General features: G+C 45.9%; 13 protein-coding genes. All 13 read left to right on the plus strand.

Features of this window, described 5'->3' with window-relative positions; all coding sequences use genetic code 11:
- Positions 1-9 precede the first annotated feature (9 nt).
- The 13 genes from NLX73_RS02325 (at position 10) to NLX73_RS02385 (ending at position 17,329) form a co-directional block, all read left to right on the plus strand.
- Entirely contained in the window at positions 10-1,710 is a 1,701-nt protein-coding gene (locus NLX73_RS02325; protein WP_254325274.1) for a peptide ABC transporter substrate-binding protein, read from the plus strand.
- A 197-nt stretch (positions 1,711-1,907) separates the two neighbouring features.
- On the plus strand, positions 1,908-2,840 hold the full coding sequence (locus NLX73_RS02330) for an ABC transporter permease (RefSeq protein WP_023989458.1): 933 nt from the start codon (positions 1,908-1,910) through the stop codon (positions 2,838-2,840).
- A gap of 4 nt (positions 2,841-2,844) precedes the next feature.
- On the plus strand, positions 2,845-3,795 hold the full coding sequence (locus NLX73_RS02335) for an ABC transporter permease (RefSeq protein ID WP_013311103.1): 951 nt from the start codon (positions 2,845-2,847) through the stop codon (positions 3,793-3,795).
- An 11-nt stretch (positions 3,796-3,806) separates the two neighbouring features.
- Positions 3,807-4,745, plus strand: a complete 939-nt coding sequence (locus NLX73_RS02340) for an ABC transporter ATP-binding protein (protein ID WP_013311102.1) — start codon at positions 3,807-3,809, stop codon at positions 4,743-4,745.
- Positions 4,746-4,867: 122 nt separating this feature from the next.
- Positions 4,868-6,499 carry a bacillithiol biosynthesis cysteine-adding enzyme BshC gene (bshC, locus tag NLX73_RS02345; RefSeq protein WP_254325275.1) on the plus strand — a complete coding sequence of 544 codons (1,632 nt, stop codon included), beginning with the start codon at positions 4,868-4,870 and terminating at the stop codon, positions 6,497-6,499.
- Between the two features lie 63 nt (positions 6,500-6,562).
- Positions 6,563-7,828, plus strand: coding sequence for an adenosylhomocysteinase (locus NLX73_RS02350; RefSeq protein WP_165178386.1), 1,266 nt, complete (start codon positions 6,563-6,565; stop codon positions 7,826-7,828).
- Positions 7,829-8,159: 331 nt separating this feature from the next.
- Positions 8,160-8,597 carry a division/cell wall cluster transcriptional repressor MraZ gene (mraZ, locus tag NLX73_RS02355; protein WP_013311099.1) on the plus strand — a complete coding sequence of 146 codons (438 nt, stop codon included), beginning with the start codon at positions 8,160-8,162 and terminating at the stop codon, positions 8,595-8,597.
- A gap of 17 nt (positions 8,598-8,614) precedes the next feature.
- Positions 8,615-9,565, plus strand: a complete 951-nt coding sequence (gene rsmH / locus NLX73_RS02360) for a 16S rRNA (cytosine(1402)-N(4))-methyltransferase RsmH (RefSeq protein ID WP_061828520.1) — start codon at positions 8,615-8,617, stop codon at positions 9,563-9,565.
- A gap of 24 nt (positions 9,566-9,589) precedes the next feature.
- The gene (locus NLX73_RS02365) at positions 9,590-9,970 is read left to right on the plus strand and encodes a hypothetical protein (RefSeq protein WP_254325276.1); all 381 of its coding nucleotides are present in this window, start codon (positions 9,590-9,592) and stop codon (positions 9,968-9,970) included.
- 60 nt (positions 9,971-10,030) lie between these two features.
- Positions 10,031-12,385 (plus strand): penicillin-binding transpeptidase domain-containing protein, encoded by a 2,355-nt coding sequence (locus NLX73_RS02370; RefSeq protein ID WP_254325277.1) that lies wholly within the window; start codon positions 10,031-10,033, stop codon positions 12,383-12,385.
- Positions 12,386-12,466: 81 nt separating this feature from the next.
- Positions 12,467-14,383 carry a stage V sporulation protein D gene (locus tag NLX73_RS02375; protein WP_069289990.1) on the plus strand — a complete coding sequence of 639 codons (1,917 nt, stop codon included), beginning with the start codon at positions 12,467-12,469 and terminating at the stop codon, positions 14,381-14,383.
- Between the two features lie 55 nt (positions 14,384-14,438).
- Positions 14,439-15,926: a UDP-N-acetylmuramoyl-L-alanyl-D-glutamate--2,6-diaminopimelate ligase gene (locus NLX73_RS02380; protein ID WP_069289989.1), complete on the plus strand. Its 1,488-nt coding sequence runs from the start codon at positions 14,439-14,441 to the stop codon at positions 15,924-15,926.
- Positions 15,926-17,329, plus strand: coding sequence for a UDP-N-acetylmuramoyl-tripeptide--D-alanyl-D-alanine ligase (locus tag NLX73_RS02385; RefSeq protein WP_254325682.1), 1,404 nt, complete (start codon positions 15,926-15,928; stop codon positions 17,327-17,329). The genes NLX73_RS02380 and NLX73_RS02385 overlap by 1 nt, the downstream gene beginning before the upstream one ends.
- The last annotated feature ends 13 nt before the right edge of the window (positions 17,330-17,342 follow it).

Below are 17,342 nucleotides of genomic sequence, written 5' to 3' on the forward strand. Positions count from 1 at the left end.
AAACGCTAGATGAAAAGGAAAAGCTTTTTAGTCCTTTTGACACTCATTCTTGCAGTTGGCGCACTGCTCGCAGGTTGCGGCGGCAAGAACGATACCAATGGTAAGGGCGCACAAGAAAACACCTCGACTACGCCGGCTGCGGCCGACAAGCAAATTTTGCGCATTAACCTTGCATCCGAGCCGCCAACGTTCGATCCGGCACAAGCTCAGGATAGTCAAACTAACACGGTTCTGAAAACTTTGTATGAAGGTCTCGTACGTATGGGTCCTGACGGCAAAGAAATCCCTGGCGTAGCTGAATCTTGGAAAATTTCCGATGACGGCAAAACCTATACGTTCAAGCTTCGTGATACTGCAAAATGGAGTAATGGCGACCCAGTCAAAGCAAGCGACTTCGTATTTGCTTGGCAACGGGTATTGGATCCTTCCACGGCTCCTGCACCTCCATATGCTTACCAATTGTACTATATCAAAAATGCTGAGGGTTACAACCTGAGCACTTCGAAATCTTTTAAAGGCACTAAAGTTACAGACTTTAAAGATGTAGGTGTTAAAGCTGTTGACGATCATACATTGCAAGTAGAGTTGGAGCACCCAACTCCTTACTTCTTGGGATTGACTTCTTTCTACACTTTCTATCCTGTAAATCCTTCTGTTAAAGGTAATGATAAGTGGGCTGTTAAGAAAGATAGCATGATCACTAACGGACCTTTCACATTAACGACTTGGGACAGCGGTCAAAAGATCGAAGTAACCAAGAGTGAAAACTATTGGGGTAAAGATGAGATCAAGCTGAACAAAATTACGATGTCCCTTGTAAATAGCGGTGCAACAGAGCTGGCTTCTTATAGAAGTGGACAACTCGATTACGCAGGTATGCCAAACGGTGAAATTCCTACCGACCAAATTCCGGCTGTGAAAAAAGAACTGCCTAACGAATTTAAGGCAAAAGGGATTGCAAGTACGTACTACTATCTGTTTAATGTAACTGAAAAACCATTTAACAATGTTAAAATCCGTAAAGCGTTTGCAATGGCTATTCAACGCCAACCAATCGTTGAAAGAGTAACATTGGGCGGTCAAATTCCTGCATACGGCTTTGTACCTCCAGGTATCAAAGGAGTATCTCAAGAATTCCGCACTGAGAATAAAGATGATTACTTCAAAGAAGACTTCACTGAAGCGAAAAAATTGCTTCAAGAAGGTATGAAGGAAGAAGGCGTAACTACACTTCCTCCGGTAACATTGCTGTATAACTCCAGTGAGAGTCACCAAAAGATTGCTTTGGCAGTTGCTGATATGTGGAAGAAAAACCTTGGCGTTGACATCAAAACCCAAAACCAAGAGTGGGGCGTATTTATCCAAACACGTAACAAGCTGAATTTCCAAATCGCTCGTGGTGGATGGTCTGCTGACTATAATGATCCAATGACATTCCTGGATATGTGGACAACAGGCAATGGCAACAACAATGCAGGTTATGCTAACCCGGCATATGATGCTTTGATTGAAGCAGCTAAGAAAGAAACTGATCCAGCAAAACGCATGGAAGATTTTGCGAAAGCGGAGAAAATTCTGGTTCAAGATGATATGGTAATGCTTCCGATCTACTACTACTCAAATGTTTCTTTAACAAAACCGAATGTAAAAGACATTGGGCTTGACTTTAGTGGAGCAGTTGATTTCACAAGAGCGTATATTACACAGTAACTGAAGCTCGATTCTGAAGTTTGATAGTTACTTCGGGATATATATGTGGATAGAACCATATATATCCCGTTTTTTTTGTGTGTCATGGTCTTTTCCATCATCATGTAACCATGCAAATAAGTAGATTGGACAGTCCAATTCTATTTCGATAAAATCGAATGGTGTCGAAAAAAATTTATGGGGGGTGTAAACGGGCAATGACGCGTTATTTGATCAGTAAATTTTTCTACATGCTGCTATCTTTGTTCATTCTGATCTCTGCGACGTTTTTTCTCATGAAAGCAATTCCGGGTAACCCCTTCATGAGTGAAAAAGCGACTTCTCCTGAGATTCAAGCCCGGTTAATGGAGCAATATGGGCTGGATAAGCCTGTATATGTCCAATATTTTAAATACTTAGGTGATATTGCTTCAGGTGATTTTGGTATTTCTATGAAAAAGCTGAATCAAAGTGTAACTGACATTATCGGACAAACGTTTACGGTTTCCCTCAAACTGGGTTTTGTTGCCATAATCGTGTCGATAATTGTCGGTCTCTTGCTAGGTATGCTAGCAGCTTTGTATCATCGTAGGCTAATAGATAACGTTGCAATGGTGTTAGCTATCATGGGGATTGCGGTTCCCAGCTTCGTTCTGGCATCGTTGATTCAATTTTTCTTCGCTCAACAGTTAGGTTGGTTTAATGTTATGGGCTTTGACGGTCCGATGGACTACGTTCTGCCTGTTGCAGCTCTATCTGCTTCCCCAATTGCGTTTATCGCTCGACTAACGCGTTCTAGCATGCTGGAAGTGCTTCATGCAGATTACATTAAGACTGCCAAGGCTAAAGGTTTGAAATCCATTACTATTATGTTCAAACACGTTGTGCGTAATGCTATTCTGCCGGTTGTTACCTATGTGGGACCAATGACGGCCAATATTATTACGGGTTCAGTTGTTATTGAACGTATCTTCGGGATTGGCGGTATTGGTAAGGTATTCGTAGATAGTATTACAACCCGCGATTATACCATGATTATGGGAGTTACTATTTTTTACGGTATTTTGCTGATGGTGGCGCGTTTTATTACAGATATTGCATATGGATTTATTGATCCGCGGATTAAGCTTACTGGCGGGAAGGAGGGATAACTTTATGTCTGTTAAAGATAATGCTGTGAACTTGGATAAGCTTCAGGTGAAACCGGAAGATTTCCAGAAGGTCGGGGCGGATGAAAAGCAGTCTGAAGTTATTCAGCGCGAAAGCTTATCCGCTTGGCGAGATGCTTGGGAGCGACTTCGTAAAAACAAACTGGCTATGACAAGCTTGAGTGTTTTGGTTCTCATTGTGCTTGCTTCAATCGTTGGTCCGATGCTGTCCCCATACGATGACCGCACGAATGATTTGTTGAGCACCAATCTTCCTCCTTCGGCGGAACATTGGTTCGGAACAGATGATCTGGGGCGTGATATGTTTGTACGTACTTGGATGGGCGCTCGGATTTCCTTGATTATTGGTTTGGCTGCTGCAATGATTGACTTGATGATTGGAGTTATTTATGGTGGAATTATGGGTTACTTTGGTGGCCGCGTTGATGAAATCATGAATAAATTTTCTGAAATCTTGTACTCCATTCCTTACTTGCTTGTTACGATCCTGTTGCTGGTTGTACTGGAGCCAAGTATCACTACAATTATTATTGCGCTCTGTGTAACGGGGTGGATTAACATGTCGTGGATTGTACGTGGTGAGATGTTACAACTTAAAAACCGAGAATTCGTACTCGCTTCCCGTTCAATGGGTGCAGGTGCTGGTCGTTTGCTGTTCCGTCACTTGTTGCCTAATGCGGTAGGACCAATCATTGTCACACTGACTTTGACAGTTCCAAGTGCTATTTTCTCTGAGGCATTCCTGAGCTTCCTTGGATTAGGGGTACAGGCTCCTCAGGCGTCGCTGGGTTCAATGATTGAATCAGCTCTGACCGGGTGGATGTATTACCCGTGGCGGATGCTTTTCCCAGCAGGTTTGATCAGTTTGATTATGCTTGCGTTCAACCTTTTTGGCGACGGCTTGCGTGATGCGCTTGATCCGAAGTTGAAGAAATAGGAGGTGAGATCATGGTGAGTAGCAACAATTTAATTGAGGTTGAAGGTCTTAAAAAGTATTTTAATGTTGGCAAAAACCGTGTGCTCAAAGCGGTGGACAACCTGAATTTCTATATTCGCGAGGGTGAAACGCTGGGTATGGTTGGCGAATCCGGCTGTGGTAAGTCTACAGCGGGTCGTACGATTTTGCGCTTGTATGAACCTACAGCAGGTAGCGTACGTTTTAACGGTACGGATATTTACAAATTATCACCAAGTAAAATGAAAGCAATGCGCCGTGATATGCAGATGATCTTTCAAGATCCGTATGCATCATTGAACCCGCGTTTTACCGTTTCTGATATTATTGGTGAGGCACTGGATATTCACAATATGGCGGGTAGCCGTGCAGAACGCAAGAAACGAATTGAAGAGTTACTTGATCTGGTTGGTTTGAACCCTGACCATGCAACACGCTATCCACATGAGTTTTCTGGTGGTCAACGTCAACGGATTGGTATTGCACGTGCACTGGCTGTTAATCCTAAATTCATCATTTGTGATGAGCCGATTTCAGCTCTTGACGTATCTATTCAGGCTCAGGTTGTCAACCTGTTAAAAGAGCTTCAAGAACGTTTGGGTCTGACATACCTGTTTATTGCGCATGATCTGTCGATGGTCAAGCACATCAGTGATCGGGTAGCTGTAATGTATATGGGTAGAATGGTTGAGCTTGCAGAAAGTGCTGAGTTGTATGCAAATCCGATCCATCCTTATACGAAAATGCTTTTGTCGGCGATCCCACTTCCTGATCCAGAAGTAGAAGCCAACAAAAAACGGATTATTATGCCAGGCGACCAAGCAGGCCCGATTCATGATGCATCTGGTAGTAAGACAGGGGCTTATAACCTGGAAAATGCCACGCTCATCGAAGTGTCTAAAGGACATTTTGTAGCTGAGCCTTACGCCTGATCTTGTTTTATGCACCAACCGCCGAGTTATTCGGCGGTTTTTTTTGTAGGAAGCTTTGACGTGGACATAGGCTTTCGGTACAATCAAGCAGTAAGGTTTTGGTGGAGACAGGAGGCAGACCCATGAAAATAATTCCGGAAACGCTTCGCGGAGGGTCGGCTTTGGCAGAAGATTATATACAGGGTACAGGACGCGCAAGCGACTTGTATGAATATAATGTGCTGCAAGCCGATGCTTATGCCCAACGGGCGAAGTGGCTGGATAAGACGGGGCATCTGCGATTAAACCGTAAGGATGTCGTAGCATGTCTTCGTATATACAATGAGAAATACAATTCGTATGAGGCGGTTCGTGCTTCATTGGACCGTCTGGAAAGTCCAGATGCTCTGGTAGTAGCTGGCGGTCAGCAAAGCGGACTGTTCACAGGTCCGATGTTGGTCATTTACAAAGCCGCTACCCTCATTAAGGCGGCGAGAGAAGCAGAGGAACGGCTTGGACGTCCGGTTATTCCCGTCTTCTGGATTGCTGGCGAAGATCATGACTGGGACGAGGTCAATCATACATACGTAATGGCAAATGACCCACAAGCCGTCAAAATCAAGCTGAATAAGCAACCTGAACGCCGTTCTTCGGTTAGTGCCATTAAAGTTGACTCTTTTGAATGGAAGCAAGTGATAGCGGATATAGAGCAAAGCTTGCCAGATTCAGAACATAAGGCTGATATAATGCGCATGATTGAGAACGGGATAACGGATTCATATGGACTGAGTGAAGCCTTTGCCAAGTTGCTGGGCCTTTTGTTCGGTACCTATGGATTAGTACTCTTGGATTCAGCAGATCCTTCGCTACGCAAGCTGGAAGCATCCGTTTTTAAGCGGCTGGTTCAGCACAATGATGAGTTGGAGCAGGCTTATCGGACGGCTGCCACACGAATCGTAGATTATGGATATCATTTACAAGCCGATGTGCATGAAGGTGGCGCGAATCTCTTTTATATCCATGAAGATGAACGCTTGCTGCTTTTCAAAAAAGCTGGACTATTCACGGATCGACACGGTCTGGTGGCGTTTACTGTGGATGAACTGCTTGAAGAGATAGATAGACATCCCGAACGTTTTAGTAACAATGTGCTAACTCGTCCTCTAATGCAGGATTCACTGTTTCCGGTGCTGGCATCTGTGCTGGGTCTAGGAGAGATTGCTTACTGGGCGATTACACGGGATGCTTTCGGGGTGTTGGAGATACAGATGCCGATACTGCTGCCACGGATGTCTTTTACGTTGGTAGAGCCAGGTGTGGAGAAGCATATGCTTAAGTATGAATTAAGTTTTGGTCAAGTTAGAGACGGACTTGAGAAACGGAAAAAGCAATGGATTGCCACTCAAGATCAGCTTGGAATGCAGGATCAGTTTTCCGGGGCTAAGGAAGCTTTTGTCCGCATGTACGAACCACTTGTGCAGCAGACAGGTTTGATTGAAAAAGGTTTGCTACGGCTCGGAGAAACCAACCGCGAGAAGATTCTGGCACAGATCGCCTATCTGGAGGCAAAAGTTCAGGAAGCGTTGCTTCGGCAAAATGAAACAGCACTTCGCCAGTGGGATCGTATTGAATGGTCGCTTTTTCCATTTGGACAGCCGCAGGAGCGGGCGTATACGGTCTATCATTTTCTAAATCGTCATGGTCTCAGCTTGATTGATACGATTATGAATGTACCATTGGATCTGACAGGTACGCATCGTGTTATTTATGTATGATTGTTATTTTATATAGGATTTATCATGGAGCAAATTTAACCAATATGAAGGAGGAAACAAAGTATGACTTCCCATTCTCTACAAAATAGCATAGTTCACGATCTTAAATTGGCCCCTGAAGGTCATTTAAAAATTGATTGGGTAGAAGCCCATATGCCGGTATTGAACCGTATACGTCAACAATTTGAGCAAGAGCAGCCTTTTGCTGGTCTGAAGGTAACCATCTGTCTACATTTGGAGGCCAAAACGGCTTACCTGGCTAAAGTGGTACAAGCAGGTGGAGCGCAGGTAACTATTACGGGGAGTAATCCTTTGTCTACACAAGATGATGTTTGTGCCGCATTAGTTGAAGATGGCGTTACAGTATTAGCTAAATACAATCCAGACCCAGAAGAATTCAAGAATTTGCAAATCAAGGCACTGGAAACAAAGCCGGATCTCATTATAGATGATGGTGGTGACTTGGTTACTCTGTTGCAATCCGAACGGCCTGATCTGATTTCTACGATCCGTGGGGGAGCAGAGGAGACAACTACTGGCATTATTCGTTTGAAGGCTTTGGAAAAAGAAGGGCAACTTCACTTTCCGATGGTGGCTGTTAATGATGCTTACTGCAAATATTTGTTTGATAACCGCTATGGTACAGGACAGTCAGCTTTCGACGGCATTATTCGTACGACTAATCTGGTTGTAGCAGGAAGTACAGTGGTTGTGGTAGGTTATGGCTGGTGTGGCAAAGGAGTTGCAATGCGTGCGAAAGGGCTGGGAGCTAACGTTGTTGTAACCGAAGTTGATCCGATCAAGGCAGTAGAAGCCCATATGGATGGTTTCCATGTCTTGCCGATGGTAGAGGCTGCCAAACTGGGCGACTTCTTTATTACAGTAACTGGAAACAAGGCTGTAATTACAGGAGAACACTTTGATGTGATGAAGGATGGAGCTGTGCTGTGTAACGCAGGGCATTTTGATGTGGAGGTTAGTAAGCCTGAGCTTGCTAAACGTTCCGAATCCATTCGTACGGTGCGTCGCAATATCGAGGAATATCGTTTTAAAGATGGACGTAAAATGTATTTGCTGGCAGAAGGACGCCTCGTGAATCTGGCTGCTGCTGATGGACATCCTGCGGAAATTATGGATACGACATTTGCGCTTCAGGCGCTTGGCTTGAAATATGTGAATGATCGTTACAATGAACTAGGCAAAGCCGTTATTAATGTACCTTATGAAATTGATGAGCAGGTAGCTCGATTCAAGCTTGATAGTCTGGGAATCCAAATTGACACGTTAACTGAAGAACAAAAGATCTATTTGGACAGCTGGAACGCGTAATCGGATTTTTCCATCACGATTTTCGCTGCAAAGTGTTGCGTTTTTAATGCAAGTATTTGTTTAGGTTGACATAATGGACAGAGAGTAAGCCCTTTATTCCGTGTTGTTTCGAAACCTGATGCATATTGTCGGGGGACGGCTTCATGGGATAAGGGGCTTTTTTGCATCTTGTGACGCGGAGCTACAATAACAGACATAATGGTATGGATCCGGCTTCTATCACTTTTTGGTAATGAAAAAGAGGTCTTTGATTTTTTAAAGCGAATCTATTATGCTTAGGTGGTGGAAAGTGGGCCAAAGTGGGAGAATGGGGTAAGGGGTGACGAAACCAATGTTTATGGGGGAGTTCCAACATAGCATTGATGAGAAGGGTCGGCTTACTGTACCGGCCAAGTTTCGTGAACTTCTCGGTGCCTCGTTCGTGGTTACCCGCGGGTTGGACCAATGCCTCTTCGTGTATCCCATGGATGAGTGGGCTGTCATGGAGAAAAAACTTAAAGCACTGCCTCTGATGAAGGCCGATGCGCGGGCGTTTACCCGTTTTTTTTTCTCGGGGGCGACTGAATGCGAATTGGACAAACAGGGCAGGGTAAATTTACCGGGGAATTTGTGCGAATACGCCAAGCTCACTAAAGAGTGCGTCGTATTGGGAGTGTCCACCCGTGTAGAGATTTGGAGCAAGCACACTTGGGAGCAATATTTCAACCAATCAGAAGAAGCATTTAACGACATTGCTGAGAAATTGGTTGATTTCAACTTTGAATTGTAATTTAGGAGGTCAGCCGTTTGTTTCACCACATTACCGTACTCAAAGAAGAAGCAACACAGGCACTAAACATCAGGCAGGACGGGATTTATGTGGACTGCACGTTGGGAGGGGCAGGACACAGTTCCGTCATTGCATCACAGCTTGGCCCTGAGGGAAGGCTCATTGCCTTTGATCAGGACGACTGGGCATTGAACAATGCGCGAGAGAAGCTGTCAGCCTATGAAGGCAAGATTTCATTAGTGAAATCCAACTTCCGCCACTTGCAGGACAAGCTGACCGAATTGGGATTGCCCGAGAAAGACGGCGTCCCGCAGGTCCAGGGTATTTTGTTCGATCTGGGTGTGTCCTCGCCCCAGTTCGATGAGGGGGAACGGGGATTTAGCTACAATCATGATGCGCCGCTTGATATGCGGATGGATCAGAGTAGCTCGCTTACGGCTTACGAAATTGTCAATGAATGGTCGGAAGCAGAGATTGCGCGTATTTTGTTTCATTACGGAGAAGAGAAGTTTTCACGGCGGATCGCAAAGATCATGATTGAACGTCGATTGAACAAGCCTATTCACACAACAGGGGAACTTGTCGATATTATCAAAGAAGGAATTCCGGCTGCGGCACGCAGAACCGGGGGACATCCGGCTAAACGCAGTTTCCAGGCTTTGCGGATTGCTGTGAATGATGAGTTGGGTGCATTGGAAGATACTTTGCATCAGGCAGTAAGATGTCTGGCTCCAGGAGGCAGAATTTCGGTCATTACATTCCATTCTCTGGAGGATCGGATATGCAAGCATATTTTCAAGGAGTATTTGGCGAAAAGCATCTATCCATCTGATTTGCCTATTTTGGAGGACAAAATGGAAGGCGATCTGAAGCTGGTGAACCGTAAGCCGATTGTGGCGTCGGAGCAGGAATTGGAGCTTAATCCACGGTCCCGGTCAGCGAAGCTGAGAGTTGCCGAAAAATTGTAAATTTAATGGAGAAGGAGAGGCGACATGGCTTATACACGCGGTAATTTGGCTGTAAAAGAAAAAGCCCGTCAGGAACAGGTTCAGCAACAACGGTATCGTGAGACCACCAAAGTCGTTACACGCCGCAGAGAGCTGCCGATTCGAGAAAAGCTGCTGTATCTATTGACACTTGTAGCGTGCATTGTCATTGCTGGTATGTTGATTAGCAGGTACGCTCACATTTATCAAATCAATTATTCGATTAATACGGCAAGCAAGGACATTTCCAAATTACAGACCAATATCGCCCAACTGAAGATTCAAAAGGAGCGTCTGGAAAATCAGATCGTGCCGACTGCAAAGCAACAGGGATATATCGAACCAACAAGAGAGCCCATTCGTGTAGAAAAGCAGGCTGCCAAATAGTTTAGGGCATAGCATCAAGCTATGCTCTGACGTACATTTTTTTGCAGAGAGGTTTGAGCTATGGTCAAAAGAATAAAGCTTCGCACACTGCTAATAGGGGGATGTATTACCCTCTTTTTTCTTGTTCTGCTACTTAAAGTATTTTGGATTCAAGTTGTGAGCGGGGAATACTGGCATAACCTGGTAGTTAATCAAGTAGAAAGAGATCAGGTGATTCAGCCCAAGCGTGGAACCATTACGGACCGTAAAGGAAACGTATTGGCTACGGATGCACCGGCTTATACGGTAGTTGTCAATCCTAGCATCATTCAGGAGTATGATTTGGAGAATGAGGTTGTAGCTAAGCTGCACCAGTTACTCAAAACGCCTGAGGATGAGCTGAGAGGGCATCTTTCTGCAAAGGATAAAAAGGGGAACTACTTAAAAAATCGCGAGATTCGTAATGGGGGCTGGAAGGTAGATCCTGAGGTCAAGGCACAAGTGGATACGTTCAAAGAGTATTTGAAGGATAAGTATGAAGTAATTGGAGCTGTGGACACCGTTCAAGAATCCAAACGCTATTATCCGGAAAATAAGCTGGCTTCCCATGTTCTTGGCTATCAAAGAAAAGATGGCACAGCAGGTATGGGGTTGGAAGCTTATTATAATAAAGAGCTCTCTGGGACGGCTGGAAAGCTTCTGTATCAGCGGGATCGGAAGGGAGTTCCTCTTCAAGGATCGGAAAGTGTCTATGAGCCGGCACAAAATGGTAAAAATTTAAAGCTGACGATTGACGATACGATTCAGTATTATATAGAGGATGCCATGCAGGAAGCTATTGCAAATTATAATCCGAAAACGATGACTGTGGTAGCGGCTGACCCTAAAACGATGGATGTTCTCGGTATGGCGACTTATCCGAATTTTAATCCCAATACATATGGGAGTACACCTTTGGAATATTTCCGTAATAATGCTACTCAATCTATCTACGAGCCCGGCTCCACGTTTAAGATTGTAACCTTGGCAGCTGCGGTTCAAGAAAAGGTGTTCAATCCAAATGAATCTTACCAATCTGGTATGATTCGGGTCGGAGGCTGGGATATTCGTGATGTAAGCCGCAACTGGGGAACGTTAACCTATCTTCAGGGAGTCAAGCGCTCAAGTAACGTTGGTTTCGTCCATCTGGGTCTGGATAAGTTGGGTGGCGAGAGACTGAAGAAATATATTAATAACTTTGGATTCGGCGTGAAAACGGGCATTGATCTTCCAAGTGAGTCTACCGGAGCTATTACGTTCCATACCCAGTACAAATCCGAGGTCGCAACCGCTTCATATGGACACGGACGTGTTCAGGTGACGCCAATCCAGCAGGTAGCTGCCATCTCGGCAATTGCTAACGGGGGGAAGCTGATGCAGCCTCATCTGGTGAAGGAAATCATCAACCCAGATACAGGCGAAGTTCAGACGATTCAACCGAAGGAAGTTCGCCAAGTGATTACTCGGGAATCGGCAGTCCAGACAAGCAGCTATCTAGAGCAGGTCGTATCTGACCAAGAAATTGGTACGGGACGCCTTGCTTATATTGACGGATATCGTGTAGCTGGTAAAACAGGTACAGCGACGAAGGTCGTCGGAAAAGTATATGACCATTCGAAGGATGTCGTGTCCTTTATAGGTTTTGCACCGGTAAATGATCCGAAAATAGCTGTTTTGGTTGTTATGGACGAACCTAACAAATCGGTAGGCGGCGGTACAGCAGCAGCACCTGTATTTAAAAAAATTGTATCCCAATCGTTGCAATATATGGGGGTTCCAAAAACGGGAACTAAAACGAATAAATCAGGTGCAGCTGTTGTAAAAACAGTGAATTTGCCAACGGTACCAACATTAACTGGTCAGGTGAAGAAGGATGCGCAAAATGCATTGCTCAAACAGGGAATTGCCTATGAAACGGTAGGCAAAGGCTCCAAAATTGTTCGCCAGTATCCTGAAGCAGGCGTCAAAATGAAACCCGGACAACGCATTTACTTGCTGACTGAGGATAGTGCCAACATGACTATTCCTGATTTTACAGGTGTTTCGTTGCGTGACACACTTCAAGTTCTGACGCTTATGAAGGTTGGTGTGCAGGTAAGCGGCGAAGGTTATGTTGTCTCTCAAAAGGCGCAAATGGTAAATGGAAAGCGGATTGTCAGCGTGACGCTTCAGCCGGCCAAAGAAACGGTGACCGGGGTGAAACCGGAGGAAACACAGGACTCGACCAATGGAGTTGCAGCTAACCAGACCGGCAGCGCAACAAAAACGGAGGTCGATACTAAAACCGATTCCAGTACTACTGCTGATGCTGGAACAGACTCGGGAGCTCCTAAGGGAGGAATATCTGCTGTTGCAGATGAGGAAAGTGCTGCTGCGATTAAAGGCGAGGATAACTGATAGCTTGTTCTAATGTCCGTTCTTTTGAATATTCATGAGGTAAGACATGTCATGAGTATTTGAGGAACGGAGGGAGCGCGTTTGAAAAAATCTAACGTGACCATGCGGCGGAGGCTGGTATGGGGGCTAATGGGATTATTTGTACTGTTTGCGGCCTTGTCGATCCGGCTCGCCTATGTTCAATTGGGTAAAGGAGGCGAGCTCTCGGCCAAGGCTGAGGATTCGTGGCGCCGCAATATTCCATTTGCCGCCAAGCGTGGCGAAATTTTGGATCGGCAGGGTACGGCGCTGACCTATAATGTCAGTTCGCCGACAGTCATGGCGATACCAGTACAAATTAAGAAGCCGGAAGAAACGGCACGCAGGCTGGCGCCCTTGCTGGATATGAGTGAAGATAAAGTACTCAAGCTGATTACCAAACGAACAGCAAGCCAAAAACTTCAGCCCGGCGGACGAAAAATTACGATGGAGAAAGCGCAGCAAATTCGTGATTTGAAGCTGCCGGGTATCGTTGTTGCTGAAGACAACAAACGTTATTATCCTTATGGTGATCTAGCGGCTCATATTCTTGGGTTTACAGGAATTGATAATCAAGGGCTGACAGGCGTAGAGAAGCAGCAAAACAGTAAGCTTCGGGGAATCGACGGAAGCATTGCGTATTTATCGGATGCAGGTGGTCGTCTAATGCCTGGTTCTTCTGAAAAATACATTGAACCGAAGGATGGACTGAATTTACAATTAACCATTGATAAGTCTGTGCAGTCCATTATGGAACGGGAGCTTGACCAAGCCATGGTCAAATTTCAGGCGAAGTCCGCATTGTCTATAGCTATGAACCCTAAGACGGGTGAAATATTAGGCATGGCTGGACGACCAAGCTATGAGCCAGCGCAATACAAGCAATATGCGCCTGAAATCTATAATCGAAATCTGCCTATCTGGATGACATATGAACCTGGGTCTACTTTCAAAATTATTACACTGGCGGCTGCCTTGGAAGAAAAGAAGGTCAATCTCAAAAATGATCGTTTTTTTGATCCGGGATATATTGAAGTCGGTGGAGCACGACTGCGTTGCTGGAAGAAAGGCGGACATGGAAGCCAAACTTTCCTTCAAGTGGTGGAGAATTCTTGCAACCCCGGTTTTGTAACATTGGGGCAGCGATTAGGTAAAGAAACACTGTTCAAATACATTCGCAATTTTGGCTTCGGCAGCAAAACGGGGATCGACATGATTGGTGAGGGCAACGGTATTTTGTTCAAGCTTCCTCAGGTCGGTCCTGTAGAGCTGGCTACAACCGCTTTTGGTCAAGGGGTGTCTGTTACTCCGATCCAGCAGGTTACGGCTGTATCAGCGGCAATCAATGGCGGTAATCTTTATAAGCCTCACATTACAAAAGGTTGGGTTCAGCCGGGAACCGGAAAAGTGCTGGAAAAAGTAGAGCCAGAACTGGTACGCAGGGTTATTTCAGAGGAAACCTCCCGACAGGTAAGGGAAGCGCTGGAAAGCGTCGTTGCTAAAGGTACAGGTCGTCCTGCTTTCATTGAAGGCTACCGGGTGGGAGGTAAAACGGGGACAGCACAAAAGGTGATTAACGGGCGTTATTCTTCCTCGGAGCATATTGTATCCTTTATTGGTTTTGCACCGGCGGATGATCCGCAAATCGTCGTTTATACCGCTGTCGATAACCCGAAGGGCATTCAATTCGGCGGGGTGGTTGCTGCGCCAATCGTGCAAAATATTTTAAAGGACGCGCTGATTGCCTTGAAAATACCGCCTCGCACCAATCAAATTGCCAAAGAGTACAAGTATGGAGAAAATCCAATCGAAACGGTACCTGATCTGGTAGGTGCTACTGCAGCTGATTTGTACGAAGATATGAATATGAACTTTATGCTCGTCAAATCTGGGTCAGGCAAGACGGTCGTGAGTCAGGCGCCGAAGCCGGGCTCCAGATTGGAGCGGGGATCAACGATCCGTATTTACATGGGGGATTGATAGGTTCATTTTATACCATACTATGAATAACGAGAGAGCAATGGAGGAATGAAAGATGCAGCTTCAACAATTGGCTTCACTGCTGGCCGTCTCCCGTGTGGTGGGTGACGGTACAGTGGATTGCCGAGGAATCGGGGCGGATTCACGTCGAGTGCAACAGGGAGATTTATTTCTATGTTTGCCAGGTTTTACAGTGGACGGACATGACTATGCTGAGCAGGCAATTGCGTCCGGGGCGGCAGCTTTGGTCGTTGAACGGGAACTGGATGTACCTGTTCCGCAGCTTGTAGTTAAGGATGCACGACATGCCATGGCGGTTTTGGCGGATTATATGTTTGATTCACCGAGCCGACGTATGCGCATGATCGGCATAACCGGAACCAACGGTAAAACAACGATAACTTATCTGATTGAAAAGATCATGAAGGATGCCGGGGTGAACACCGGACTGATTGGTACGATTCAAATGCGTTACGGAGGTCAGTCTTACCCAATGTCTGGCACTACGCCCGAAGCGGTGGAACTGCAACGTTATCTCGGAAATATGGCAGAGCAGGGGGTTCAATGCTGTGTCATGGAAGTATCCTCACATGCGTTGGAGCAGGGCCGCGTCAAAGGAACTGATTTTCGCACCGCTATATTTACAAACCTGACGCAGGACCACCTGGACTACCACAACACAATGGAGGAGTACCGTGCTGCAAAAGGACTTTTGTTCTCTAGGTTGGGAAATGCTTTCTCGCGGGATGCATCAGATAGCAAATATGCTGTTCTGAATGCAGACGATCCGGCTTCTTCCTATTTGCAGGCTCAAACTGCGGCCCAAGTGATTACATACGGCGTAGAAAAGGAGTCTGATGTGCAGGCATCTCGTATCACTATAGGTTCCAAGGGAACCTCCTTCCATGTGTCTACTTTTAAAGGAGATACCGATATTGAACTTCGAATGGTGGGCAAGTTCAATGTGTACAACGCACTGGCGGCCATTACCGCTGCTTTACTGGAAGGAATCTCGCTAGTGGATATCAAGCGCAGTCTAGAGTCTATCGCAGGCGTAGATGGGCGGGTAGAGCCTGTAGATGCGGGTCAGCCCTTTGCTGTTATTGTAGATTATGCCCATACACCGGACGGATTGGAAAATGTCCTTCGCACCGTAAAGGAATTTGCGGTCGGTAAAGTATGGTGTGTATTTGGATGCGGCGGTGACCGGGATCGTACAAAACGTCCGTTGATGGGGAAAATTGCTGCGCGTTACAGCGATCATTCGTTTATTACTTCCGATAATCCGCGAACAGAGGACCCGAAAGTGATTTTGAAAGACATCGAACAAGGGCTGATTGACGAAGGTGTACCCGCAGAACGATACGAATTGATCGTGGATCGCAGAACTGCAATTCATAAAGCTGTTGAAATGGCAAGCCCTGACGATGTAGTATTGATTGCGGGAAAAGGTCATGAGACTTACCAGTTGATCGGAAAAACGGTGCATGAATTCGATGACCGCATCGTAGCCAAAGAAGCGATAAGGGGTTTATCCAAGTGATGAAAAGAACAATCGGTCAGATTGCATCTATGTGTGGAGGAATACTTCACGAAGAAGCGGACGCCGAACGGATGGTCGAAGGCGTTTTTACAGATTCTCGCAGACCGCAGAGCCAAGGGTTGTTTGTTCCACTCGTGGGCGAACGGTTTGATGGGCATAATTATGTGCAGCAGATCGTAAGCGAGGCAAGTGCAGCTGCATTTTTATGGCAAAAGGATCATGGAGCACCTCCGAGCGAGAATGCTATTGAGGTAGAGGATACGTTAGAAGCCCTTCAGCATCTAGCAGCTGCATACTTGCGCGAAACCGGCGTTTCTGTCGTCGGAATCACGGGAAGCAATGGCAAGACGACAACGAAAGATATCGTAAATGCTCTGCTGGGCACGACTTTTAAAGTACACAAAACCGAAGGGAATTATAACAATCATATCGGTTTGCCTTTAACTGTACTGTCCATGCCGCAGGATACAGATATTCTCATTCTGGAGATGGGCATGAGTGGACGTGGAGAGATTCGTCTGCTGGCTAATATTGCCCAACCAGATGTAGCTATCATAACGAACATAGGCGAATCGCACTTGCTGCAGCTTGGTTCTCGTGCGGAAATCGCTCGTGCAAAGTTGGAGATCACAAGTGGCCTTAAGCCTGGTGGTTTGCTGATCTACAACGGGGATGAACCACTGCTTTCACAAGTGTTGGCGGAGTCTGAAACGGTCAAGCCTGAAGGTTTAAAATTGTTTACGTTCGGGCTAGCTACAGGCAACGATGACTATCCGACTGAAATCACTTCGGATCGAGAAGGTAGCTTATTCATAACAGCCCAATCTGGCAAAGAGGCTTTCCGGCTTCCCTTGCTTGGACAGCACAATGTTGTAAATGGGTTGGCAGCACTGGCGGTAGCGCGTCATTTCAATGTCGATGCAGACCATATACGTAAAGGGTTGTCGTCTTTAAAACTGACGGGCATGCGCATTGAGGTCGTGAACTGTCCTAATGGACTTACTGTGCTAAACGACGCTTATAATGCCAGCCCGGCTTCAATGAAGGCTGCAATTCAGACGTTGTCTGCATATAAAACGGACGGACGTAAAGTCGCCGTACTTGGTGACATGCTGGAGCTGGGACCTGAGGAAAAGCAATTCCATGAGGAGATTGGAATTTTCGCGGCAAAGCACGACGTAGAGGTACTGCTTACCTACGGTACGTTAGGCACTTCAATTGCGCAGGGTGCGCAAGGGTTGATGCCAACTGCTAACGTGCACGCTTATACAGATAAGCAAGAGCTGATCCAGCATTTGCAGGTTCATCTCCACGCCAATGATATTGTGCTGGTTAAGGCATCCAGAGGGATGCGACTAGAAGAAATTGTGGATGCGCTGAAAAACGGTCCGCTACAGAACTGATGTTGACGAGAGG

It is taken from the genome of Paenibacillus sp. CH40 (genome assembly GCF_024213605.1).
In the GTDB taxonomy this organism is placed as follows: domain Bacteria; phylum Bacillota; class Bacilli; order Paenibacillales; family Paenibacillaceae; genus Paenibacillus; species Paenibacillus polymyxa_B.